17 protein-coding genes are annotated in these 25,950 nt (G+C 57.3%); 8 read left to right on the top strand and 9 right to left on the bottom strand.

Going from position 1 to position 25,950, the window contains the following annotated elements; translation table 11 throughout:
- Positions 1-12 precede the first annotated feature (12 nt).
- Positions 13-780 (bottom strand): VOC family protein, encoded by a 768-nt coding sequence (locus CU100_RS07805; RefSeq protein WP_106715883.1) that lies wholly within the window; start codon positions 778-780, stop codon positions 13-15.
- Between the two features lie 77 nt (positions 781-857).
- On the opposite strand from CU100_RS07805, the gene CU100_RS07800 reads away from it, so the two are divergent.
- The gene (locus CU100_RS07800) at positions 858-1,304 is read left to right on the top strand and encodes a MarR family winged helix-turn-helix transcriptional regulator (protein ID WP_106715882.1); all 447 of its coding nucleotides are present in this window, start codon (positions 858-860) and stop codon (positions 1,302-1,304) included.
- A gap of 167 nt (positions 1,305-1,471) precedes the next feature.
- On the top strand, positions 1,472-2,470 hold the full coding sequence (locus CU100_RS07795) for an endonuclease/exonuclease/phosphatase family protein (RefSeq protein ID WP_170113756.1): 999 nt from the start codon (positions 1,472-1,474) through the stop codon (positions 2,468-2,470).
- A gap of 32 nt (positions 2,471-2,502) precedes the next feature.
- Here the strand turns inward: CU100_RS07795 and CU100_RS07790 are convergent, their stop codons facing one another.
- Positions 2,503-4,170, bottom strand: a complete 1,668-nt coding sequence (locus tag CU100_RS07790) for an electron transfer flavoprotein-ubiquinone oxidoreductase (protein ID WP_106715880.1) — start codon at positions 4,168-4,170, stop codon at positions 2,503-2,505.
- Between the two features lie 256 nt (positions 4,171-4,426).
- On the opposite strand from CU100_RS07790, the gene CU100_RS07785 reads away from it, so the two are divergent.
- The 3 genes from CU100_RS07785 to CU100_RS07775 all read left to right on the top strand — a co-directional run bounded on the left by CU100_RS07785 (position 4,427) and on the right by CU100_RS07775 (position 7,261).
- Positions 4,427-5,038, top strand: coding sequence for a hypothetical protein (locus CU100_RS07785; RefSeq protein WP_106715879.1), 612 nt, complete (start codon positions 4,427-4,429; stop codon positions 5,036-5,038).
- 52 nt (positions 5,039-5,090) lie between these two features.
- Positions 5,091-5,918: a uracil-DNA glycosylase gene (locus CU100_RS07780; RefSeq protein ID WP_106715878.1), complete on the top strand. Its 828-nt coding sequence runs from the start codon at positions 5,091-5,093 to the stop codon at positions 5,916-5,918.
- Positions 5,919-6,013: 95 nt separating this feature from the next.
- On the top strand, positions 6,014-7,261 hold the full coding sequence (locus CU100_RS07775; RefSeq protein WP_106715877.1) for an MFS transporter: 1,248 nt from the start codon (positions 6,014-6,016) through the stop codon (positions 7,259-7,261).
- 3 nt (positions 7,262-7,264) lie between these two features.
- Here the strand turns inward: CU100_RS07775 and CU100_RS07770 are convergent, their stop codons facing one another.
- On the bottom strand, positions 7,265-8,179 hold the full coding sequence (locus tag CU100_RS07770) for a DMT family transporter (RefSeq protein WP_170113770.1): 915 nt from the start codon (positions 8,177-8,179) through the stop codon (positions 7,265-7,267).
- Positions 8,180-8,444: 265 nt separating this feature from the next.
- On the opposite strand from CU100_RS07770, the gene pepN reads away from it, so the two are divergent.
- The 3 genes from pepN (at position 8,445) to CU100_RS07755 (ending at position 14,504) form a co-directional block, all read left to right on the top strand.
- Positions 8,445-11,090: an aminopeptidase N gene (gene pepN, locus CU100_RS07765; protein ID WP_106715875.1), complete on the top strand. Its 2,646-nt coding sequence runs from the start codon at positions 8,445-8,447 to the stop codon at positions 11,088-11,090.
- Positions 11,091-11,341: 251 nt separating this feature from the next.
- A complete protein-coding gene (locus CU100_RS07760; RefSeq protein ID WP_106715874.1) occupies positions 11,342-13,663 on the top strand; it encodes a PAS domain-containing sensor histidine kinase in 2,322 nt (773 codons plus the stop codon).
- 91 nt (positions 13,664-13,754) lie between these two features.
- On the top strand, positions 13,755-14,504 hold the full coding sequence (locus CU100_RS07755) for a hypothetical protein (RefSeq protein ID WP_106715873.1): 750 nt from the start codon (positions 13,755-13,757) through the stop codon (positions 14,502-14,504).
- A gap of 40 nt (positions 14,505-14,544) precedes the next feature.
- On the opposite strand, the gene CU100_RS07750 is transcribed toward CU100_RS07755, so the two are convergent.
- From CU100_RS07750 to CU100_RS07725, 6 genes are all read right to left on the bottom strand, one after another.
- Positions 14,545-17,508, bottom strand: coding sequence for a bifunctional [glutamine synthetase] adenylyltransferase/[glutamine synthetase]-adenylyl-L-tyrosine phosphorylase (locus CU100_RS07750; RefSeq protein WP_106715872.1), 2,964 nt, complete (start codon positions 17,506-17,508; stop codon positions 14,545-14,547).
- The gene (locus tag CU100_RS07745) at positions 17,505-18,905 is read right to left on the bottom strand and encodes a sensor histidine kinase (RefSeq protein WP_106715871.1); all 1,401 of its coding nucleotides are present in this window, start codon (positions 18,903-18,905) and stop codon (positions 17,505-17,507) included. Before CU100_RS07745 ends, CU100_RS07750 begins: the two co-directional genes overlap by 4 nt.
- Positions 18,902-19,591, bottom strand: a complete 690-nt coding sequence (locus CU100_RS07740; RefSeq protein WP_106715870.1) for a response regulator transcription factor — start codon at positions 19,589-19,591, stop codon at positions 18,902-18,904. Before CU100_RS07740 ends, CU100_RS07745 begins: the two co-directional genes overlap by 4 nt.
- A 147-nt stretch (positions 19,592-19,738) precedes the next feature.
- Positions 19,739-21,268: a Do family serine endopeptidase gene (locus CU100_RS07735; RefSeq protein WP_106715869.1), complete on the bottom strand. Its 1,530-nt coding sequence runs from the start codon at positions 21,266-21,268 to the stop codon at positions 19,739-19,741.
- Positions 21,269-21,406: 138 nt separating this feature from the next.
- Complete coding sequence (locus tag CU100_RS07730; protein ID WP_106715868.1) at positions 21,407-21,988, bottom strand: invasion associated locus B family protein; 582 nt, start codon at positions 21,986-21,988, stop codon at positions 21,407-21,409.
- Between the two features lie 16 nt (positions 21,989-22,004).
- Positions 22,005-25,763: a YadA-like family protein gene (locus tag CU100_RS07725; protein ID WP_146141815.1), complete on the bottom strand. Its 3,759-nt coding sequence runs from the start codon at positions 25,761-25,763 to the stop codon at positions 22,005-22,007.
- Positions 25,764-25,950: the final 187 nt, after the last annotated feature.

The raw sequence follows: 25,950 nt of genomic DNA, 5'->3' as shown, positions 1-25,950 counted from the left end.
GCTGGCTGTCCCTCAGGCGCGAGGTCCAAGAAGCGCGAATGACACGCCTTGAGGATCGACCGCCTGCAGGACCCACTGGTCCCCTGGGACCTGGACCGGTCCGAAGACGACCTTTCCGCCCTTGTCGTTGATGCGCGATTCAGCGGCGGCGATGTCGTCGACGCAAATGTAATAGCACCAGGCCGGCCGGGACGAGGGCTCCGGATTGTTCATCATGGCACCGAACATCTGCCCATCGCGCTCGACGAGCTGGTAGGTACCCATCGCCCCCATGTCCATGGCTTCGCCTTTGGTCCAGCCGAACAGGGCGGAGTAAAATTCGAAAGCACTTTCCCAGTCGTTTGTGTTCAATTCGTGCCAGCCGACCGTCCCCGGTGTCGGCGGCGTGGGTACATTCGGGCGATCATCCATCAACGGCTTGAACAGCTGGAAGGAGGCGCCCTGCGGATCGGCGACTATGGCAAATCTTCCCGTATGGGGAATGTCCGTGGGCTCCACGTGAACCTTGCCACCCGCAGCCTTGATGCGGGCAACCATCGCATCGACATCATCGACAAGAATGTGGCCGGACCACATTGCGTCGACGCCAGTTACACATGCATCATTGGTGGCCATGAGCCCGGCAACATGCGTGCCATCAATGGTCAGCAGAGTGTATTTGACGCTTGGATTGCCGGAATCCTTGGCTCCCCACCCAACGACATGCTTGTAAAAATCTTCCGCAGCCTGCGGGTCCGCAGTCAGCAGTTCATACCAGATGAATGTTCCTGAATAGCTCATGCTAATCTCCCAATTTCCATATCCGGGGGTTCCGCCAAATGACTTGACTTTTACGTTGATATCAACATATATGGGCTATGTCAAAGCCGATTTCAGTTCCTTACGAAACAACCATCCATGTCCGCGACACGTGCCTGTGCCTTGCGGTCCAGCGGGCTGCGCGTGCCCTCGCGCGCCGCTTCGATGAAGCTTTGCGGCCGTATGACCTGACTAATGGGCAGTTTTCGCTGCTGATGTCGCTGAACCGCCCCTCGCCTCCCAATCTGAGTTCGGTCGCGTCCCTGCTGGCGATGGATCGGACCACACTGACCGCCGCGCTCAAGCCTCTTGAGCGCCGTGGTTTGATTTCGGTCGCGGTCGACCCTCAAGACAAGCGCAGCCGCCGCATGGCGTTGACACCGGCCGGCATGCAGCTGCTATCGTTGGTCCTGCCGATCTGGAAGGATTCGCATGGGAGACTTGAAGGACTGCTCACAGGCGGTGAGCACGATCAACTATTGAACGGCCTCAAGAAGCTGCTGTAGATCGATCTGGACCTAGAGACCAAGACAGCACTCAGTGGCGCTCGAGTTCATATTTGAAATATGGGCAGCCATCTCCTCGATGCACCGGTCTGCGGCGCTGCAGGTTCACCAAGTGTGCATCCGCGATCCATCTTGATTGCGTCGCAATTGCCGGTTTAATGCAGTGCATGACGACAAAGAACAAATCGTGGGTGGCACTGGCAGCCGTTTTGGTACCGGTCATGTTCTCAGTACCGCTGGTGCTCGGATTTTTCGGCGCGGCACATCCGTTCTTCGACGCCTTCGCCCATTTTCGCATGCACCTTGCAATCCTCATGGCTATTGCGGCTGTTCCGGCTTTGATCCTGGGATTGTGGCGCGAAGGCCTCATGGCAATGGTGCTGGCGCTGACAGCACTTGGCACGGTGCTTATACCCTCTCCGGCCCCGCCGGCCGAAGCCGGAACGGCTCAGCCACAATACAAGCTGATGCAGTTGAACCTGCGCTATGACAATCGCCGGCAGGCCGATGTTCTCAGGTTGATCGCCCGCGAAGCGCCTGACGTCATAACCCTGCAGGAGGTTTCCACGGCCTGGCGGCCACGACTCAAAGGAATAGAGGAGCGATATCCCTACAACCTCTACTGCTCCAACCGCAGCCATATTGGCGGCGTTGCAATCCTGTCCCGCCGGCCATTCGCCCTTGGAACGACACCACAATGTGTCGATAGTCTGATCGGTCTTGCACGCATCGATTTCGGCGGGCGTAGCGTCATTGTCACGGCGCTTCACCTGGACTGGCCTTGGCCCTATTCGCAAGCTGCAAATGTCGCAACCATCAACCCGTACCTGGAGCGGCTGCAAGGTCCATTGATCATCGCTGGCGATTTCAACGCTACGTCTTGGAGCCAGACGCTCAAGAGCATCGGCGACGCCAGCAGGACGACCTCAGCCGAGGGGCTGCGCCCGAGCTGGCTTATCAACGGAACATTGGCACGGGGGGCGCGCTGGATTGGCTTGCCAATCGATCACATTCTCGTTTCGAACCGCATTATCCAAACGCGAGTCGAAACACTCCCACCTGTCGGCTCGGACCATTTGCCGTTAATGTTACGCTTTTCGATCAGCGGCGTCGATGACGCCGGTCCGGACCAGCAAACTGTGATGCTGGAGAAGCCCAAGCAATAATCTCTCGCAGCTGCATTGTTCGTGCAATCACATCACATGTTTTGGTACACCGGGCCTTCGCCGCCTTGTGGCGGTACCCAATTGATGTTCTGATTTGGATCCTTGATATCGCACGTCTTGCAGTGGACGCAGTTCTGCGCATTGATCACGAATTTCGGGCCCGTCGTCTCTTCCACCCACTCATAGACGCCGGCAGGACAATAGCGCGCCGAAGGACCCGAGTAGACGTCTAGCTCCGATGATTTCTGCAGGCCCATATCCTTGACGATCAGGTGTACAGGCTCATTCTCCTCGTGATTGGTGTTCGACAGGAACACGGAGGACAAGCGGTCGAAAGTCAGGACGCCGTCGGCCTTTGGATAGGCGATCGGGGCGTATTTACTAGCTGGTTCAAGGGAAGCCGCGTCGTTCTTGCCGTGTTTCCAGGTGCCGAACGGCGACCAGCCGCCGAATATCGTGTTGAGCCACATATCGATGCCCCCGAGCATGACGCCGCCTATCGTGCCGAGCTTCGACCACATGGGCTTCACGTTGCGCACGCGCTTGAGATCCTTGCCGATCTCGCTCGAGCGCCAGGCATTCTCATAAGCGACGAGTTCGTCATTGTTGCGGCCCGCAGCAATTGCTTCCGCGACATGTTCAGCCGCAAGCATGCCGGACAGCATCGCATTATGCGAACCCTTGATGCGCGGCACATTGACGAAGCCGGCCGAGCAACCAAGCAGCGCGCCGCCGGGAAACGAGAGTTTCGGTACCGATTGCCAGCCACCTTCGGTGATCGCACGCGCACCGTAGCCCAAGCGCTTGCCACCTTCGAAGATGCCGCGAATGGCGGGATGGGTCTTGAAGCGCTGAAACTCCTCGAAGGGGGAAAGGTACGGGTTCTTGTAATTGAGATGCATCACGAAGCCGACCGCGACCGTATTATCCTCCAGGTGATAGAGGAAAGAGCCGCCACCCGTTTTCATATCCAGCGGCCAGCCGAAAGAATGCTGCACGAGCCCAAGCTTGTGCTTCGCCGGATCGACCTGCCACAGTTCTTTCAGTCCGATACCGTATTTCGCAGGCTCCTTGCCCTCGTCCAACTGAAATTTGTTGATCAACTGCTTGGCAAGCGAGCCGCGAGCGCCTTCTGCGATCAGCGTGTACTTGCCGAGCAAGGCCATTCCTCGTGTGTAGGCCGGACCGTGGCTGCCATCCTTTTCGATACCCATGTCGCCAGTTGCGACGCCCACAACCGCGCCATTTTCGTTGTAAAGCACTTCCGAACCGGCAAAGCCCGGATAAATCTCGACGCCAAGTTCTTCTGCCTTGGTCCCGAGCCAACGGCACACATTGCCGAGCGACACGATGAAATTGCCATGGTTGTTCATCAAGGGCGGCATGGCGAAATTTGGCAGGCGCAGCGAGCCGGAGGGACCGAGAACCAGAAAATGATCCGCCGTCACGGGCGTCTTGAAAGGATGGCCGTCCTCGTCACGCCAACCCGGCAGCAGCTTGTCGACACCGATTGGATCGACAACCGCGCCCGAGAGGATATGAGCGCCGATCTCGCCACCTTTTTCAAGCACGACCACCGACAGTTCCGGGTTGATCTGCTTGAGTCTGATCGCTGCGGACAGACCCGCCGGCCCACCCCCCACAATGACGACATCAAACTCCATGCTCTCGCGCTCTGGAAGTTCGGTTGTCTCGCTCATGCAATCCTCCTGATAATCATTCCCGGCGCACTTTTCGTGCAGTGTTTTGACGCGTTGTAGCGCAACAATAGCTGTAAGTTATAGCCAGTCACGCGCTCCAGATGCGGCCAATTGCCCTCATTCCACGACGAATCGTGAAATCTATAATTACTCTAACGTAAACGTCAATATTTATCCGTTTGCGCAAGAGTTGCGTGGCCTCTCGATTCAGTCATAATTCAGGCGTCGTCTCGCATACCGACCAAAGGGAGGCCTGATGAAATCGTTCCGCACGATCCGGGGGCTTGGTGGTACGCTCGCCAGGTGCATGCTTGTCGCCGTTTATGCGGCAAGAGCCTCGGCGCAGGAGGACCCGAGAATCTGGATTGCCGGTCCCTATTCATTCTCGGATGAACTTGGAGGTTTCATCATTCGCTCCATCAGTGGCACGGGAACGCTGCAGGATCCCGTCATCCTGACTGAGGAATTTCCTTCCGTGGTGCCGACGACACTCGTCATACGTACCGAAAAGGTCACGCAGCTCAACCCGAGCGAAGATGCGGGAATTCTGTTCTATCTGCGTGTCCGGGCAACCAATAGCAGCGGTCATCCCTGGGTCGAATTCGAGTTTGAATTGCAGGAACAGATGCACGTGCCGAGCGATTATGGCGACGGCCTCTCTTTTTACCAGCCGGGCGACAAGCGAGGCATTATTCGCTCCACCGGTTATGGCACTTACAACGATAATTTCGAGCCATATGATCGCATGGTGTTTCGGGACGGCAAAATCGATCCCGGCTTCGGTGCAAGCTTTGATTTCCCGATAGCTGATTTTACACCCAAGCGAGTGTTCTACCTGGTGCAGGAGCCGCGTATCCCATCCTCCTAGGTCTTGCATTGACGCGCGCAATTTGCGAGTTCAAAGGCAGAAGGATTACACATTGGCCGATATACGCGAACTATTGCACTTCTTTGCAGAAGCAGGCGTTGATACACCGCTGGTAGACGTACCTGTGGACCGGTTTTCGCAAGCCGCCGCAAGGCGCGCACCAGCGGCTGCCCCTGCTCCGCGCATACCTGATCCGCAATCGAACCCTGAAGGGACTGCAGCGCGCCCGCCTGCACCGACCACGCTTGCCAAAGCTTCGGTACCCGACGACGCGAAGATCGCCATGGCCCGGCAGCTTGCTTCGAGTGCGGCAACGTTGGAAGAATTGCGCGAGCAACTTGCAGCGTTCGATGGATGCAACCTCAAGTTCACCGCCAAGAATCTTGTGTTCGCTGACGGCAACCCTGCTGCGCCGATCATGTTCGTGGGCGAAGCTCCGGGCCGCGAAGAAGACCTTGAAGGTGTGCCGTTCATCGGCCGCTCGGGACAGCTGCTGGATCGCATGTTTGCTTCCATCGGTCTTGACCGGACCAGCGTCTATATCGCCAACAGCATTCCATGGCGTCCACCTGGCAACCGCACGCCGACGCCGCTTGAAACGGAGATTTGCCGCCCGTTCTTCGAACGCCAGATCGAACTCGCCAATCCCAAGCTGCTTGTTGCCCTCGGTGGCCCAGCCGCCAAGGCGCTTACCAATGCGACGGAAGGTATCTTGCGACTGCGCGGAAACTGGAAAACCCACCTGACCGCATCCGGAATCCAGATTCCCGTGATGCCAACGCTTCATCCAGCCTACCTTTTGCGAAATCCCGCCCAGAAACGCTTTGCGTGGCGTGATTTCGTCAACGTGAAGTTGCGGCTGCGTGCGCTAACGGATTAGACCTTGGCGCAAAACTGGAATGGCTGTGTCGTATTTTCAAGCTCGCCGATCGCTTGAAGCCTGTAGTTTCGAACGCTGAAACGCAGGAAAATCATATGTTTCGCCAGCTCTTGCCGATTGCGGCGCTATTGACCAGCACATTTCTGATGCTGACGGCAGGGGGTCTGGCGGGAATCCTGCTCCCCCTGCGCGCCGGCATGGAAGGCTGGTCGCCGACCACGGTCGGCTGGCTTGGAACCGGCTACGCACTCGCATTCACCGGCGGCTGCATCATCGTCCCGCGTCTTGTGCGGCGCGTTGGCCATGTACGGGTCTTTGCAGTGCTCCTCACTCTTCTGAGCATGTCGATGCTGATGCATGGCCTGATAATCGACCCCTGGGCCTGGACCCTGTTCCGGGCACTGGCCGGGTTTTCGCTCGCAGGCAGCTACATGGTGATCGAGAGCTGGTTGAACGAACGCGTTACGAACTCGACGCGCGGCATGGTCTTTTCGATCTACATGATAGTATCGATGATAGGTCTGCTCGTCGGCCAATATATCCTGCCGTTTGGCGACCCGTCGACACAGGTCCTGTTCATGATTGGAGCCTTGATCTATGCGAGCGCCCTGGTGCCGACAGGTCTTTCAAATGCCCAATCGCCTCGCCCGCTGACACAGGTGTCGCTTGATCTACCCGGACTTTACCGAAAATCGCCAGCCGCGTTGATCGGCTCGCTCCTGGCGGGGATCATCGCCGGCGCATGGAACTTCCTTTCAGCGATTTACGGGCGGGAGATCGGCCTCTCTACCTTTGGCATTGCGACTATGATCGCGAGTTCGATGATCGGCGGAGCAATCTTCCAATATCCGATCGGTCGCATCTCGGACTTTGTCGACCGGCGTTACGTGATGGTTGTGGCCGGGATCGGTGGCGTGGCGATCTCGCTGACCATGATAATGGTACAGCCCACCACGCCTTGGGTGATCTACACGCTGATGTTCGCCTTCGGCACGGTGCTGTTTCCCATCTATTCGCTCAACGTAGCACACGCCAATGACTTCGCCGAGCCAAGCGAATTCGTCAAGATATCGAGTGGCCTGCTGATTGTTTACGGCGTTGGCAGCATGATCGGTCCGCAAATCGCAGGACGGCTGATGGACTTGAACGGGCCGACAGGATTCTTCATTACGATGGCGATCAGCTACGCGGCTTATGGAAGCTACGCGTTCTGGCGCAGCCTGCGCCGCGCGTCGCAAGCCCCCTCGGAACGGCCCGATTTTGCCATCCGCCCGCATGACCGGCCGCAGACGCCCGAGACATTCCAACTGCATCCGCTCAGCGAGGCCACGCAGGAGGATTGATCCCTATCCCTGTGGTGTGGAAACTTTGCGAGCGCGTGCCCGCGCAAGGCCCAGCCGATGCTCGCGATAGATGATAAAGATGCCGGCGCTGATGACGATTGCCGCTCCGGTCACCATTTCAGCAGTCGGGATATCCCCGAAGAGCAGATAGCCAAGCGCAAGGCCGAGCAGCATGGACGTGTATTCGAATGGCGCGATCGCCGACATGTCTGCATGGCGATAACTCTCGGTCAGAAGAATTTGGGCGACGCCTCCGGCTATCCCGGCAAGGATAAGGCACACGGCCTGGAAAGTCGTCGGCCAGACCCAGCCAAACGGCAGGCTGACCAGCGCAATGATGCTCGATGCTATGGAGAAGTAGACCACGATGGTGGGGGTTCTTTCGGTCTGCACGAGTTTGCGCACCAGCAGCATGGCTATGGCCGCAAGCCCTGCCCCGCCCAAGGTCGCCAGGGCGCCGACGGCCTGATCGGCGCCAAACTCTGTTTCGCCGGTGAAGAACGACATGCGCGGCCATAATATGATGACCACGCCAATAAGACCGACACAAACCGCTGACCAGCGATACAGGCGCACCGTCTCGCGCAGGAAAATGGCACTGCAGACCACGGTCAACAGCGGCGTCGCGTAGCTGATGGCGATCGATTCGGGCAGAGGAAGCTTTGTCAGGCCATAAAAGCTGAGGCTCATGGCGCTGACGCCGACCAAGCCGCGCCAGAAATGGCTGAAAGGCTCGTTCGTCTTGAATGCGACGCCAAGTTGACCCTGCCACGCTATGAAGGCAATGACCGGGAAGATCGCGAAGAACGAGCGAAAGAACACGAGCTGGCCCGCCGGTATTCCATCCGACGCCTTCAGCAGGCTCGACATGCAGACAAATACACACACTGACGCCACCTTCAGGCCGATGCCCAGCATGACATTGGTGCTGCGCACGCGATCTGTAATCAGTGGTTCACCTTTTGGAGGGTGAACGAGAGTAGACAAAGCTGGTTATCCTTGAGGAAAGTGCATTTGGTGTGGCTGATATAAAACCGCATCTGATATATCTTTAGGACGATTCAAGTGACCCTGTCAGTAGGCAATCATTCACATTGCGTTTGTAACCCAAACAAATCGGCATTTGTTGTGCGCCACACGAAAGATGGATAGGGTCGCCGCCATCAATAAGGACAATTAGACAATGCGCACTGATACTGGCCAGGTATTTCATCTGGAAGATTACAAGCCCACCGATTTTCTCGTTCCCGAAACCCATCTCGATTTTCGCCTCCATTCCGAGCGCACGATCGTCAAGTCCACATTGCAGATCAAGCGCCGGGAAGGCGTCGCCGCCGGAATTCCCCTCATCCTCGATGGGGATGAGCTCAAGCTTGTTGAAGTCAGAATCGACGGTGCTGTTCTCGGCGACAATGCCTATGTGGCTACGCCGGATCGTCTGGAGATTCGCGGCTTGCCTGACAATGGCGTTTTCACACTCGAGATAACAACTGAGGTGGATCCGACGGCAAACCGCCAATTGACCGGACTGTACCGGTCGAGCAACGTTTATTGCACCCAGTGCGAGGCGGAAGGGTTTCGCCGCATAACATATTTTCTCGATCGCCCGGATCTGCTCTCTGTGTACACGGTGCGTGTCGAAGCCGCGCAAAGCGAGGCACCTCTGCTTCTATCGAATGGCAATCCTGGAGATAAAGGAATACTTGCAGATGGCCGGCATTTTGCCATCTGGCACGACCCGCATCCGAAACCTTCCTATCTCTTCGCACTCGTTGCGGGCGATCTGGGCGTAATCACCGATACATTCACCACCGCCTCCGGCCGTCATGTGGACCTCGGCATCTATGTGGAACACGGCAAGGAGGCACGCGCCTTATATGCCATGGATGCGCTGAAACGTTCGATGAAATGGGACGAGGAGGTTTTTGGCCGCGAGTATGATCTTGACGTGTTCAATATCGTTGCCGTGTCCGATTTCAACATGGGCGCGATGGAAAACAAGGGGCTAAACGTCTTCAATGACAAGTATGTTCTGGCGGATCCCGATACTGCGACAGATTCCGATTATGCGGGTATCGAGGCGGTCATTGCCCATGAGTATTTCCACAATTGGACTGGAAACAGAATCACTTGCCGCGATTGGTTCCAGCTTTGCCTCAAGGAAGGGCTGACCGTTTACCGCGATCACGAATTTTCCGCCGACATGCGTTCACGTGCCGTCAAGCGCATCGCCGAAGTGAAAGGCCTGAAGGCGCATCAATTTCCCGAAGATGCCGGGCCGCTCGCTCACGCGGTGCGTCCGCGCCAGTATCGTGAAATCAACAATTTCTACACGTCGACTGTCTACGAGAAGGGATCTGAGGTCGTACGCATGATCCGTACCATTCTTGGGCCGGACCTCTTCCGCAAGGGCATGGATCTTTATTTCGAACGCCACGATGGCGATGCGGCAACCATCGAAGACTTCATCAAGGTCTTCGAAGATGCGTCCGGCGAGGACCTGAGCCAGTTTGCGCTATGGTACGATCAGGCCGGTACACCCAATCTCGCCATTACCTATGACTACGATCAGGCAACCAGGAGCTTCGAGATCGAAATCGAACAGTCTTTGAAGCCGACACCGGGACAGCAGTCGAAAAAGCCCATGCATATCCCCGTGCAATTTGCGCTTCTCGGAGCCAAGGGGCGTGAACTAAAGCCTCGCTCGGTAAAGGGCGGGCTGGTCAGGGATGATGTCATTCATCTGCGCAAGCGCAAGGAACGTTTCAGCTTTTCCGGTATCTCGGAACGGCCGGTTCCTTCACTGCTGCGCGGCTTTTCAGCCCCCGTGACCCTGACGAGCGAGTTGACCCGGACTGACCTCGCCTTCCTTGCTCGTAACGACAGTGATGAAGTGACGCGCTGGCAAGCCCTCACCCAATTGCTGAACGCCAAGCTGACGAGCAATGCGAAACGCGTGCGCGGGGGAAAGCCCGCGACGATCGAAAACTCATCCATCAAGCTGCTTGGCGAGATCGCCTTCAATATTAGTCTGGATGAGGCGTTCCGGGCTTTGTGCCTCAGCATCCCGTCCGAGAGCGACATCGCACGTGAACTCGGTGCGAATATAGATCCCGACGCCATTCTTGGCAGCCGCGATGCGCTTATCGGTGCGGTCGCAGAGGCGCATGCAGCAAAGTTCGAACAAGCCTATGACGAACTGGAGCAGAGGGGCTCGTTCAAGCCGGATGCGGCTGGAGCCGGGCGGCGGGCTCTGCGCAATGTGCTGCTCGACTATCTCAGCATCGCCGAAGGCAGTTCAAAGCGGGCCGCGGCGCAGTTCAAGAACGCGGACAACATGACGGATCGGGCTGCGGCACTTGGCGTTCTCGTCCAACGCTTTGGCGACAGCGATGCAACAAACCACGCGCTGCAGGCGTTCGAGGCGCGTTTCGGCAACGATCCGCTGGTCATGGACAAATGGTTCGTGGTGCAGGCTATGCAGCCCGGGAAAGGTGCATTGGACAAGGTTCGTGAGCTGATGACTCACAAGCTGTTCTCCCTCGATAATCCCAATCGAACGCGTGCCCTGATCGGCGCATTTTCCAGCGGCAATCAGACAGGCTTCAATCGTGCCGATGGCGCGGGCTATGCATTCTTTGCAGAGACAATTCTAACGATCGACAAAAAGAACCCGCAGCTTGCCGCTCGGCTTCTGACGGCGATGCGTTCATGGCGATCCTTTGAACCGGTGCGGCGCGAACATGCCCGTCATTCGCTGGCGACCATTGCCACTGAGACCGGACTTTCGACCGACGTGCGGGATATCGTGGAGAGAACGCTCGCCTAAGTCGTCGTCTCGAGGGTTATCCACTGCCTCTGTCGTGTGCATCCTCGGGCATCGCCCGGGGGTATTGCGAGTCAATTCAACGAGTTACAGCTCGCGGTTTATTAATAGTTTCTGGACGCCACAAGTATTGATAAATATTTAACAAAAGGACTAGACACGCAGAATCAGTTTTGATTCACTACAGGTGCTTCGGATGTGCGGCGTGCCGAAGCAAATCACTGATCATAAAGGTAAAATGAGGGGGCCATTCAATGGCAAATGCGGACGCGTATCGCGCGCCGACGGGGAAGAATTATGCCAGAAGCCGGAGCAATGCGCGGGGGCGCAACCGGATTTCGGGGCACATAAAGCTTCTTGCCGATCCTGCCTATGGCAAATTGCTCGCCGCAGAACCGTATCTTCGCCGGTCCATTCCGCCCCTCATCATCGTGTTCCTGTTCGCGCTTGCCGTGGCGCGTTCCATGTCGCTCCTTGACTGGCGTGACGATACGGAGCGCACAGCCCGTGCCACATTGTCGATGGCTGCCAGTCATGTTGCGAGCGTCATAGACAATCGCATGAATGGCAATCAGAAATTGAGCGCCGGCGATCTGCAGAACATCATCAGCGAAATGCGTGCGAGCGAGCTTGTGCCCTCGGCCATGTGGTTCGCGGTGACCAACGCCGAAGCCAGCATCGTTGCTTCATCCGATAGCAGCGATCACTGGCGCAACAGGAATCTTGAAAGTCTCGTAACCGAGGGGCAACCGCTTTTCCTCTTCGGCGACCGGGCCGGGGCGATGCCGGTGAAGGTCGAAGGTACCCCTGCCCTCGCCGCCTTCGCCCGTTCCGGCAATGGCGCCTATTCTGTGTTCGTCATGCATCCGGTCGGCGCCGTCTTCGCTGAGTGGCGCCGCATCGTTTCCGTCAACGTCACGATGTTTGCGGGTACGGCAACTATCATGCTCATCGTGCTTTACGCCTATTTCAGCCAGGCGGCTCGTGCCCAGGATGCCGATGAACTCTACCAGCACACTCAGGCGCGGGTCGACACGGCGCTGGCTCGTGGCCGCTGTGGTTTGTGGGACTGGGATATGGCGCGCGGCCGGGTGTACTGGTCGCGGTCCATGTATGAAATGCTGGGTTATGAAGCCCACGATGCTATTCTTTCGCTCGGTGATATTTCATCCATCATCCATCCGGACGACGATAAGCTCTATAGCCTTGCGGCGCAGGTAGCCGCGGGCGAAATCAGCCAGATGGACCGTGTCTTCCGCATGCGCCATGCGGAAGGTCAATGGGTATGGATGCGCGTGCGTGCGCAGGTCGCGGATGCCAATGTCGGCGACCTGCATCTCGTTGGGGTGGCTGTCGACGTCAGCGAGCAGCACCGTTTCGTGCAGGCGACGGCCCAGGCGGATCAACGCATCCGGGAAGCGATAGAAAGCATCTCCGAAACGTTCGTCCTTTGGGACGCGGACAATCGCCTTGTCATGTCGAACAGCAAGTTCAACGAATATTCAGGGCTGGCCAACGAGTGCCTGCTGCCGGGCATCGGCCGCGAGGAGCTCGAGCCTCGCATCCGTGCCGTCGCGCTTGAAAAGCGCATGGCAAACGCAAATGGGCGCAATGGCGCGCTGACGTTCGAGCGGCAACTGGCCGATGGCCGATGGCTGCAGGTCAACGAGCGGCGAACCCAGGATGGCGGGCTCGTGTCGGTTGGCACTGATATCACGCAATTGAAAGTCCATGAAGAACGGCTGGTCGAGAGCGAGCGCCGCCTCATGGCGACGATTCACGATCTCAGTCTCGCCCGCAAGTCCGAGATCGAGCGTACGCTGGAGCTTACCGAACTCAACAGCAAATATGCCGTCGAGAAGGAACGTGCCGAAGCGGCGAACCGGGCAAAGTCCGAGTTCCTCGCCAATATGTCACACGAATTGCGCACCCCGCTCAACGCCATCATCGGCTTCTCGGAGATCATGCATTCGGGCACATTCGGCGCGCTCGGTTCGGACCGCTACGTGGAATATGTCCATGATATTCATACCAGCGGCAATTATCTTCTGAACGTGATCAACGACATACTCGACATGTCTAAGATCGAGGCCGGGCATTTCTCGCTGGACCGCGAGGAGATCGACCTTTGCCCGCTGATCCGCGAGACGGTGCGCGTTGTGTCGCTGCAGGCTCAGGAAAAAGATGTGAAGGTGGAGACAAGGATCGCGGAAACCGTGACACTGAATGCCGACCGCCGCGCCATCAAGCAAATCCTGATCAATCTCTTGTCGAACGCGGTGAAGTTCACCGACAAAGGTGGGCGTATCTCGGTTCGCGCGCGAAAAGTATCGGATGCACTTGTCTTTACCATAGAGGACACCGGCTGCGGTATACCCAAAGAAGCGCTCAAGAAAATTGGGCAACCTTTCGAACAGGTCGAAAATCAGTTTACAAAGTCTCATGCAGGTTCTGGACTAGGTCTCGCAATTTCTCGCTCCTTGACGCAACTTCATGGCGGAGCTTTGAAAATACGCTCTACAGAAGGCGTCGGTACAATTGTTTCTGTTCGTATACCAACCAAAATATCTTTATAGCGGACAACCAATGAATTATTTCTTGAATATCTAACTATCAAATAGCTCATTTTTACTGTATAGTCCTCCTTTCTACACGGGGAGAACTGTCATGTTGAAGAAATTCTCATGCCTGCTGCTTTTGAGTTGTGCCGTTGCCATACCACCTCCAGCCTCTTTGAAAGCACAGCAAGTCGCACCCACGAACATCACCGAGGGGACTTGTGACGTCGAGGTTCCGATTACTGGTGATTGGGACGTGTGGTATGAGATCACTGCGGTGAAAGGAAACGGCCTGTTTCCAACTCATGTCCATGACGGGATCGAGTGCGTGACCACTATCAAGGGCACTGGCTTCTGGTGGATGGCGGAAAAGGGTGGCACGACGACGAAAGTCCCCACGAACGCAACTTTCCTGGTGCCCGATCTCACCGTCCATACAGGTGGAAACACTGACGGGGGCGAGATGCACTATCTCTCGACTCATGTCATGCGGGCCGGAGCGCCCTTCCGAGATATCTGCACAGCATTGGGGGCTCCAACCAGCATGATCGCAAATGTTGCATCATCTAACCCGTTCAAGGTCATATTTCGGAATCAGAAGGTGACGGAACGACCTTTCAAGGCGAAGCAGTATATCAAGACCCTGGGCTCAGGAGCCAGCGATACGGTTTTAAATGAGCAGGGCCCGAGCTACATTGCAGCGGTTGACGGTCCGTTGACACTGAAGTCAAGCGGGGCAACGCGAACGCTGCAGCCCGGCGAAGGATTTCTTCTACTCGCCGGTGTGACTGAAATGATCGGCAACGCCGGCGAGGCCCCTGCGAGAATGGCCGTTCTGCAGATCAGCGAATTGAAGTAGTTGAATCGGCCACAACAGGCCCGCCCGCATCTGCAAGGCGCTATGATTTTTGCATGCTCCTAAGCAGGGCATTGAATGTCTTCCGCACCGATCGTGCGGTCTCCGACAGCTGGCTTTCGACACGCTTCATATCGGGCAGATCGCAGGCGCGGCAAAGCAATTCGCCAAGACCGGGCGGAAAGTCTTCGGGCCTGGTGTCATCGTCGAGGCAGAGACGGATGAGTTGGGTCACACTGGTATAAAGGTTGGCGGCTTGAACCAGATCGTCGGCCATCGCCGGGTCTACGAGGGCTGGATTGAGTTTGCCCAGCACCTCGGCCGTCGATTGCGCGATAACCGGCCCCTCCACATTGCCGGTAAGCACGGCGAACTGCGCGATGAATTCAAGGTCGATGATACCGCCAGGTACCAGCTTCAAATCCCATGCGTCTCGCGGCGGCTTCTCTGTCTCTATCAGCGCCCGCATGTCGATGACATCTTTGGCGATCCTTGCAGTGTCACGCTTCAACGCCAGGATGTTGGTAACTTCCTGCTCGATTTCACCGAAGAAGGCCGCATCCCCCGCAACCGGCCGGGCGCGCGTCAGCGCCATGTGCTCCCAGGTCCAGGCGTCCGTTCGCTGGTACTTGCGAAACGCATCGATATGGGTGGCGACAGGACCTTTGTTGCCTGAGGGACGCAAGCGGAAATCCACCTCGTAGAGAACGCCCTCGGCGGTCGGCGCGGAAAGCGCGGCGATCAATCGCTGGGTCAGTCGCATGTAATATTGCGACGCCGGGAGCGGCTTTCCGCCATCCGATTCTTCGGCGTTGGCGTCATGGTCGTAGAGCAGGATGAGATCGACGTCGGAGCCCGCTGTCAGTTCGCGGCTGCCAAGCTTTCCCATGCCGAGAACGGCGATGCGACCGCCTGCGATCTTCCCATGCTTGCTGGCAAATTCGTCGATGACAGCGCGCAAAGAACGATCGATGACCAGATCGGCAAGATCCGAGAAGGCCTTGCCCGCGCGTGCGCCGTCTATTGCCCCTGTCAGTAGCCGTATTCCTATTAGAAAGCGGTGCTCGGAGGCGAATATGCGCAGGCGATCGAGGACGTCCTCGAATACCTTCGAGGGGCCGAGAAAGCCCTCAAGGCGTTCGGCCAGATAGGCCCGCGTCGGTACATCGGCGAAGATCGCAGGGTCGAGCATTCCGTCGAATATATGCGGCTTGCGTGTGATGATACTTGCAAGCCGCGGCGCAGCGCCCATGATTAGCACCAGCAAGTCGAGTAGACGGGGATTGGATTGCAGCAGACTGAACAACTGGATACCCGCCGGCAGGCCCTTGATCATCTCGTCGAAGCGCATCAACGCCTCGTCCGCCCGGCTGGTCACGCCGAATGCCCTGAGCAGGACCGGTGTCAATTCTGTCAGGCGTTCGCGCGATTCGGCTGACTGCGTGGCGCGGTAGCGGCCAAAATGCCAGGTTCGGATCACTCGGCAAATGTCGCTCGGGCGTTTGAAGCCAAATTTTTCCAGCGTTTTGAGCGTATCGGGATCATCCACATCTCCGGTGAAAACCAGATTGCCGGTCTCACCAGTCAGGTCCTGCGCCTGCTCGAACAGCGCAGCGTAATGCATTTCGACGGCCTGTAGCGCGTGCCTGAAATCCTCGGCGAAGGTCTCGCCGTCCTGGTAACCCATCATATGGGCCACCCGCAGAAAATTCTCGTCATCCTCCGGCAGCGTATGCGTCTGCTCGTCGGCGATCATCTGTATGCGGTGCTCGACGTCACGCAGGAAGCCATAATGTTGCACCAGAGTATCGCGTGCCTCGATGCTGATCCAACCCAATCCATGCAGCGCCGCAAGCATATCGACGGTGCGCGATCCGCGCAGCTGTGGGAAACGGCCCCCGGCGATCAATTGCTGCGTCTGCACGAAAAACTCGATCTCGCGAATACCTCCGCGGCCGAGTTTCACATTGTGGCCGCGCACTGCAACTTCGCCGTGGCCTTTATGTGCATGGATTTGCCGCTTGATAGAGTGGACGTCGGCGATTGCTGCATAGTCTAGGTACTTACGCCAGACATATGGCGCGAGCTCGGCCAGAACACGCTTTCCCGCATCGATATCGCCTGCCACCGGACGCGCTTTAATCATGGCAGCACGTTCCCAATTTTGCCCTCGGCCCTCGTAATAGTTGAGCGCAGCAACAACGGGTATGGCAAGCGGAGTTGAACCTGGATCTGGCCGCAGCCGTAAGTCGGTGCGAAAAACATAACCATCCGCCGTGCGGTCCTGCAGAATGCGGACGAGGCGGCGCGTCAGGCGCGAAAAGGTCTCTACATTCTCATAGGGGTCGATAATGGCGGGGCTCCGTTCGTCGATAAAGACGATGAGGTCAATATCGGACGAATAGTTCAGTTCGAAAGCACCGAGTTTACCCATGGCCAGAATGATCCAGCCGGAGTCCTTTGTCGGGTGTGTCGGATCGGGCAATTTGAGCTTGCCGGCTTCATGTGCATCGCGCAGCAGAAATCGCACAGCTGCACCGACGCATTCCTCGGCAAGCCGGGACAGCCACAGCGTTGTCTCGCTGATCGAGAACAATCCGGAGAGATCGCCGAGTGCGATCAGCACGTGGCTTTCCAGCTTCAGTTGCCTGAGCTCCGTCATGATGCCGGCTTCCGTGACCTTGTCACCCCGGGAACATGAAGCGATCTCCTGCATCAGTTTTTCGAGACGTGTGGAAAGTGGCTCTTCCAGCAATGGCTCGATAATTGCCGGGCGGCGCAGCAGGACGTTTCGTAGATAGGGCGAGAGATCGAGGACGACGGAAAGGAAGCCCGCAGCGGACTTGTTGTCGTTCAGAGAACCAATTCCGGAGCACTGTTTCTGGGAGGCACTTTCGATAAGCTCCTGCAAAAGTGCTGCAGCATTCTCACTGTCGAGTGGCGTCAGCTTACGCATCTCGCTGGAAAAGAAAGGCTTACCCTCAAGATCAGCCGCCCCTGCCCTCATGCATGTTCCTCTCCCACCGGAAACACAAGCGCAGCTCGCAAACCCGGCGCATTATCCGTCAGCTTCAGCGTACCACCGTGCAATTTCATCACAGCCTTGGCAAGGCTCAATCCCAAGCCAGATCCCGGTTGCGAGCGGCTTTCCTCGAGACGAACAAACCGCTCTGTGGCGCGTCCCATTTGATCCGCCGGAATGCCGGGCCCGTTGTCGGCAACAACGACCTCGATCTTTTCGCCCTCTTTCTTGACGCTGAGCGTTACTTCGACGGGAGTTTCACTGGCGCCCGCATACTTGATTGCGTTGTCGACCAGATTGGAAATGGTCTGGCCGATCAGTTCGCGGTTGCCCCTGACTGGTGTCTGATCCAGCGATCCGAGTATCAGTTTCACGCCGGCTTCCTCGGCCGACGGCTCGTATAGCTCAAACACGTCTTCGGCGATCGTCGATAGCGCAACAGGCTCCATCGTCTCGGTCGAATAACCGGACTCTAGTCGCGAGATCATCAAGATGGCATTGAATGTCCTGATCAATTGGTCGGAGTCGCTGATCATGCCTTCCATGGCTGCGCGATAGGCCTTCGTGGTCTTGGCGCCAGCCAGTGCGGATTCGGCGCGATTATGCATCCTGGTCAGCGGCGTCTTCAGATCATGGGCAATATTGTCGGAAACATGCCTGACTCCCTCGTTCAATTCCTGGATACGCGCCAGCATGCCATTGAGATTTTCCGCCAGACGATCGAACTCATCTCCGGATCCGCTCACCGGAAGCCGGCCTGCCAGATCGCCGCCCATGATGCGCTGCGACGCGACGGATACCTCATCGATACGCTGTAGCGCTCGGCGGCCAACAAAGAACCATATCAGGAAAGCACCGACGCCCATGATGCCGAGGGCCGCCATGAGGGCACGGCGCACGACAAGCCGCACCTGCTCCGGTTCACCGAGATCACGGCCCACCATGACCCTGATGCCATTCGACATGACGATGACGCGGGCAATGGCCGTGTGCACCTCCGGGTCGTTGCCTTCGTTATAACGTTCGTAGGTGATCGGTCGCTTGATCCAGCCTTCAGTCTGCAGCACACCGGTTTCGATGCTCCGGACATTGCCGGCAACGATGCGCCCCACCGGGTCCGTCACGAGGTATAGATAGGCTCCTGGTTGCCGCCCGCGCCGGTCAATCGTGCGCACAAGGCCAACGATACCACCGCGCTGATAGGCTTGGCCGATGCTTTCGATTTCCTCATTGATTGCCGTTTCCGTCTGAGCGGTCAAAAGACGCACGGACGAGCTGGTGATGTAGAACACCAATACCAGCGCGCAGATCGTAAACAATATCAGGTAAAGGGCTGACAGCCGCACAGCTGTCATCTTCATCATGGTTCGGAAGCGGCTCATGCATCGGTACCGGCGGCGGCTTTCAGCATATAGCCGGCTCCACGCACGGTGTGCAGCAGGGGCGTATCGAAGCCCTTTTCGATCTTGCCCCGCAAGCGGGAAACATGCACGTCGATGACATTGGTCTGTGGATCGAAATGATAGTCCCAGACGTGCTCCAGCAGCATTGTTCGCGTCACGACCTGTCCGGAATGGCGCATAAGATATTCCAGCAGGCGGAATTCGCGCGGCTGGAGAACAATGACCCTTCCTGCCCGTTTGGCCGTATGCGACAGCCGGTCGAGTTCGAGATCGCCGACACGATAAACAGTCTCGGCCTCCTTGGGGCTCGATCGCCTTTGCAGCACTTCGATGCGCGCCAGAAGTTCGGAGAAGGCATAGGGCTTCGTCAGATAGTCGTCGCCTCCCGCCCTCAGGCCGGTGACGCGATCGTCTACCTGGCCGAGAGCAGAAAGTATCAGCGCCGGGGTATCATTGCCCTGGGCCCGCAAAGCAGCAATCACGGAGAGGCCATCGCGGCGGGGCAGCATGCGGTCGACAACAAGCGCATCATAGGAGCCGTGTTCGGCGAGCGCGTAACCCGTTTCACCATCGCCTGCAATGTCCGCCGAGTGGCCCGCCTCGGCGAAGGCCTTTTCCAGATAGCGGGCAGCTTCGCGATCATCTTCGATTACGAGTATCTTCATGGCGTCACATTAAGCCGGAATTGATGAATGAGTTAAGTGTCTGCGAAAGAAAAGGGGCGGCAGATTATCGAAGGATCTGCCGCCCTTGTGCTTTGGCGCCAACGGGGGTGGGGATGCAGCGCCGCCGCAACCTTTATCGGAGCAAGATCAGCCCTGATTGATCGGCAGGGCAACAAACCGCGACTGGTCGTTTGTCTGCACCTGAAGAAGGACGGCTTTGCGGCCCGTCTTCGACGCATCGGCAATCGCTGTATTGATGTCCGCTCCGGTCTTCACAGGCTTGTTGTTGACAGAGACGATGATGTCACCTGTCGTGATGCCCTTGTCGGCAGCGTCGCCCTGGCGGTCGACGTCCGTCACCACAACGCCCTTGCCATCGTCGGATGGCATGACCGTAAGGCCGTAATCGTCCAGTGCCGAAGGTGTCGCCTGATCCTCCGACTGCGGAGCGGCGTTGGCCTGCTGTTCGTCTTGCGGATAAGGCTGGACCGCGACACTGATGGTCTTGGCTGCGCCCTTGTGCCATACGGTCAGTTCCGCATTCTTGCCAGCGCTGATCGCGGCGACTTTCTTGGCGAGGTCGCGCGGGTCACTGACGGTCTCGCCATTGACCGCCGTGATGACATCACCGGCCTGAACGCCTGCCTTGGCCGCTGGGCCGTCCGGCTGTGGCTCTGAAACAAGTGCGCCCTTCTCTTCGGCAAGGCCAAGAGATTCGGCGATCTCCTTGCTGACAGGCTGAATCTGTACGCCAATCCAGCCGCGAGAGACAGTACCGGTCTTGATCAACTGGTCGACGACGTTCTTGGCAGTGGTCGCGGGTATAGCGAAAGCGATACCGACACTGCCGCCGGAAGGCGAGAAGATCGCGGTGTTGATGCCGACGACTTCACCGTTCAGATTGAATGCCGGACCGCCGGAATTGCCCCGGTTGACGGCCGCGTCGATCTGCAGGAAGTCATCATACGGGCCTGCTCCAATATCACGGCCGCGGGCCGAGACAATACCAGCCGTCACAGTACCGCCAAGCCCGAAGGGATTGCCGACTGCAACCACCCACTGCCCTACGCGGATCTGGTTGTCGTCACCGAATGTCACATAGGTGAATTTGCGCTTGTCATCGACCTTGAGCACAGCAAGATCGGTGCGCTTGTCCTTGCCGACCAGCTTGGCGTCAAGTTCGGTGCCGTCATTCAGCACGACCGTATAGGCACTGCCATCCTCGACCACGTGATTATTGGTCACGAGGTAACCGTCTTCAGAGATGAAGAACCCTGAGCCCTGAGCGGTCGGGCGAACGCGGTCCGGACGATTGTGATCGCGCGGCGATTTGCGCGGCTCCATGCCACGCGGGCCGGGACGCTGACCGAACTCGTAGAAGAAGCGCTTCATGGGGTTGTCGTCGGGCAACTGGTCGAGCCCGGGGATGCCAGAACCATCGTCGGCGGTGTCGTGGATAGCGCTCTTGACGCGAACGCTGACGACAGCGGGGCTGACCTTCTCGACAACATCGGCAAAGCCTGGCTGTTGCGGAGCATCTACACGCACAGCCTCGGCCTGTGCAGGGCCGATCGCGCTAAGCGGGCCGGTTGCCAGAAAGCCCCCGGCGAGAGCTGAAGACAACAGGGCTGCTGCAATGCCCGTGCGGTAAACAGAGGACTTACGTTTGTTCGACATGTATGTATCTCCTTGGATATCTGGTCGACCTTTGGATCGACTTGTAACACCAGTGATACAGATAGGAACCTTACGCTGCTATTTCCGCATCATGACAAATTTGTAAGGTTTGCCGCGTGTTTTTCCGCAAACTTCCCGTTACTTGATCGCCGCCAGCGCGGCCGACAAGCCCGCCAGTGGCGCATCGAGGACAATGGCCGTCCCTGCTGCATTATCATATGAAATCCTTACATCTGCCTCTTTGGCGATTTGCTCACGCAAGAGCGGGCCGACAGGCAGGTACGCCACGCAGACCTTGCCATCGCAGCCTTCGGCAGGGATCGTCACCGGCTCGTTCCGTCCGGACAACTCCAAATGCAGATACCTGCTGGCACCCGGTTCATACCGCGTGCGCAAGATCATCAATGGCTTGCCGCCTTCGCTCGCCGCCAGCGACCAGCTGAAAGCAAACTGGCCATCGGCGTCCAGGATTGTTTGGGTAACGTTGCAAATCTTCTTCCTGGTCTTGAGGTTTTCATCGCAGCGCAGTTCCCAATTTTGAAATGGGTGGATGATACGGCGGTATTTGCCGAGTTCCGCTCCATCGGGAATGGATACTTCCGATGGCTTGATCGAGAATGCTGACGAGATAGCCTCCTGTCCGGCAGCGGGAGGGGACGACCAACCGGACAGGAGCAGACAAGCCAGAAAGAAGGGGCGTTTCACAGCTTGTCTGAACACGATAACGGTCCTGCCCCTAGTTGAGAGTGAAGCTGACACCTGCACCAACACCGACTTGACCATCGCTGGCTGCACCAGTGACATTGGCGCGGACCTTGCCTGATTCGCTGGTGTAACCCGCGCCGAAGGCCATGGCAGCCTGATCTCTCCAGACACCGCCGCCCATGGCAACACTCAACTTTCCGGGCGTACTGTCATAGCGCAGGGACGAGGCAGCCAGACCGATCGCGGCAGCCTGGTAGGCTTCCTTTCGTGCCACACCGATATCCGATGAAAGGCGCGCAAATCCGTCATTCACATCAGTTGTAAGCTTATCGATCCTGCCGTTGACATTGGTGATCTTGCTATCGGTGTAGCTGGTCGACTGGTTCAGCGTGCTAGCTGTCACAGTATTGGTGTAAGCCTTCGATTGATCGAGATACACATTGCCGAGGTTGGCGGTCTCGGCCTTGAGCTGCCTGACATTGACAGCATCATTGTCCGCCTTGCCCGCTTGAAGATTGCTGATCAGGACCGGCGCATTCGGATCTGCACCCTGCAATGAAACTTCATTGGTCTTGCTGCCATCGGGATTGAGCTTGTATTTGACCGCATTCTCGTCCAGCACTGCGATCTTCTGGTTGGTATCGTGCAATTGCGAACCATTCACTGCATCTGTGGATGTCGGATTCACGTCACCTGCCTGGAGATCGGTAATCTTGTTGGTACCGCTCGCAACCGGATTGACGGGCGCAATCTTGGTTCCGCCGCCACCGCCGCCGTGAACTGCGGTGAAGCTCTTCTTGCCCTCGTCCCAGCGCAAGGCGTCGAGCCGCGAAGCTTCGAACCGAGTGTTGAGGTTTGTGACCAGATCATTGACGTTGGTGATATTGCTGTTCAGGCCGCCAAGGGCATCGCCGACATTGGTGAACACGTTGACTGCGCCCGTCGTACCATCCCCGGCGATACTTGCAATATTGTAAGTCGGACCCTTGAGGAGACCGCCGCCGCTGATGGCCGTACCGCCGCCAAGGAAGGTCGCGAAGCTGTTCGACGTGGACCAAAGCTGCGAGCCGTTGACCGCATCCAGAGAATCGATTGCCACCCTGCCATTGGCGAGATTGGAGATGACTGTACCAGTTGCCCCTGCACCGGCCAGCTTGATCTTGCTATAGTCCACGATCTCTCCGGGGTCGAGTTCGCCATTTCCGTTCTTGTCGTCCCAGGCATATTTCACGGCAACATCGCCAAGTGACTTCCCGGTCGTCGCCAGCCCCCTGAGTTGCCCGAAATTGACTGCATCGGTGTCGTTCTCGCCGTCCTTGACATTGGCGATCTTGTTCGGCCCCGATCCGCCATGATTTGCCGAGAACGCGTTGGTAGTCGCATCCCACAGCAGCGCATCGTTTTTCAAGTTGCCGATGTTCGTGTTGATCGTGGTGATGGCACCCGTATTCGTCGTAACCTGGGTATCCAAGTGCCCAAGAGCCTCCGCGACCGTGTGCACGTCCTTGGTCTGGATGGTATAGGTTGGCGACTTGATTGTGCCGTCTGGATTTACTGCAGCCCCACCGCCGAGGATCGTGGCAGTCGAATTGCTCACACCAAAAAGCTGCGAACCGTTGACCGCTTCAAGTGAATCGATCGCGATTTTGCCATTGGCGAGATTGCCGATGGTCGTGCCCACGTCTTTGCCGGAGCTATCCTGGCCCCTCAGCTTCGACTTTGTGTAGTCCACCTCACCCTGATCGACCAGGCTATTATTGTTGGTGTCGGTCCAGGAATATTGCAGCGACCGGTCGGCCAACGATTTCACCGCCGCTGTTCCGACATCCTTGAGGCCGCTTAACTGACCGACATTCACTGCGTCCGTGTCGTTCTCGCCGGCCTTGACATTGGCGATCTTGTTCGGCCCTGCCCCGCCATGATTTGCCGAGAACGCGTTGGTAGTCGCATCCCAAAGCAGCGCATCGTTTTTCAAGTTGCCGATGTTCGTATTGATCGTATTGATGGCACCCGTATTCGTCGTCACCTGGGTGTCCAGGCCCCTCAAAGCCGCCTCGACCGTGTTCACCGTCGTGTTCTGGATGGTATAGGTTGGCGACTTGACTGTGCCGTCTGGATTTACTGCAGCCCCACCGCCGAGGATCGTGGCAGTCGAATTGCTCACACCGTAAAGCTGCGAGCCGTTGACCGCTTCAAGTGAATCGATCGCAATCTTGCCATTGGCGAGATTGCCGATGGTCGTGCCACCTGCCCCCAGCAGCGTGATGCGAGTCTTTGGGTCGCCGATCTTGCCGTCATATTGCACGGCGCGGTCGGTCAAATTGCCGACATTGTTGGTTATACTGGTGATATTACCTTCATTCTTCGTAATGCGCGTCTCATGCCCGGTCACCTTGTTGTCGACCGTCGTCAGTTGCCCCACATTGACTGCATCCGTAGCATCAACGCCAGCATCAAGATTGATCAACCTGCGCGGCCCTTTCTTGCCGGCGGTCGTTCCGGCAATATCGACGGCCGCGCCATCGAGTCCCTCAGCAACAGTGATGTTTGCCCCCGGCAGTGCCTGTTGCACGAGTCCGGCCTTGCCGTTCGTAATATTGGCGATATTGCTTGTGTTCGTAGTGATATCGCCTGTGTTCTTGTTAATAGCCGTCTCATTGGCGGTCACCCTATCGCCCAAGGTGCCAACCGCCGAATTCGTTGCAAAGAGCTGCGAACCGTTGATGCCGTCCGTGCTCGTCTTACTAATTCGGCCAGCAGCCATATTGGTCAGTTGGCGTCTCTGATCAAACCGTCCGATGCTGACCGTGCCTGGCACAGCAGTACCAGTCCCGGCCCCGGCTGGATCCGCCTTATCGGCGATGCCCGCAAAAGTGTATGGTTTTCCATTGATAGTTACGTCGCCAACAGCGACCGCTTCTTCTGACACGGCACCCGCGCCGAGGGCCACGCCGCCCCCAACCTTGACAATGGAATTGGCTCCAAGAGCCGTTGCGAAGCTCTTCTTATCCTCGGTAACTGCATAGCGGCCGAGGGCGACGCTAAACTCTTCAATGGCTTGTGCGTTTGCACCAATTGCTATCGACTCCAGAAGCGTATCGTCCTTATCCGTTGGCAGGCTCGGTCCGGTCGAGATATAACCGGTCTGCGCATTCCGACCGATGGAGATATTTCCTTGTGATGTGCTGCGCGCATTGTTGCCAAACGCGATTGAGCCGTATCCCAGTGCCTGGGTTGCCGCGTCACCGATCGCCATGCTCTTTGTCGTCTGATTGTTCAGCCCGATAAAGCCCCCATTGACGTAAAGCTCGCCGCCAAGTGTGAGAGAGTTGGAGGAGAGGCCATTGGGGGTCGAATTAAAGAACAATACGTGGTCTATTTGCGTATTCTTCGTATCCGGCGAACAGTTCGACGTAACGCCTGCGACATTCGTCAATACGGGAGGTGATACGAAAACCGTCCCGATCAGCGGGACAGGGGTGGGTCGCATACTGATAAGTCCACAAGTCAAACCTGAGCCAGGGTTGATGAATATCCCGTCGCCATCGGCTGCATTGGCCTGTTGCGCTAGTCCAACCCCCATCGCAAGCGCGGCAGCCGCGAGGCCCGGCAATCCCGGTCCCTTGTTGCGTTTCAAACCAAGCAAGCGGCAGGCCATGCGCAGCATCGCCATGAGGCGGCGACGCGCCGAGCGTCCACGCGGGGCGGCCCCAAAACCGGTCTTGCCGATATTCGCCGCTAGTTGAGGTATTACGCTTAATCGATTTAATAATAATATAACATTTCTCATAATCGCTCCGCCGAATATATATTTTAGGTAATATGCACACGTCAATGGTGTAGGTATGTTATTTATACTACCATGGGACGAAAAACTGAATACTGATGCTCACAATAATCGAGCGTGTTAAGTACATTCTGGCACATATAGCCAGAATCACAACGACATCGTCAAATATTATTACGCTCAGATATAC

The sequence above is a fragment of the Phyllobacterium endophyticum genome (genome assembly GCF_003010935.1).
Classification (GTDB): domain Bacteria; phylum Pseudomonadota; class Alphaproteobacteria; order Rhizobiales; family Rhizobiaceae; genus Phyllobacterium; species Phyllobacterium endophyticum.
Note: the sequence above shows the minus strand (reverse complement) of the source record. Positions and strands in the feature narration are given on the sequence as shown.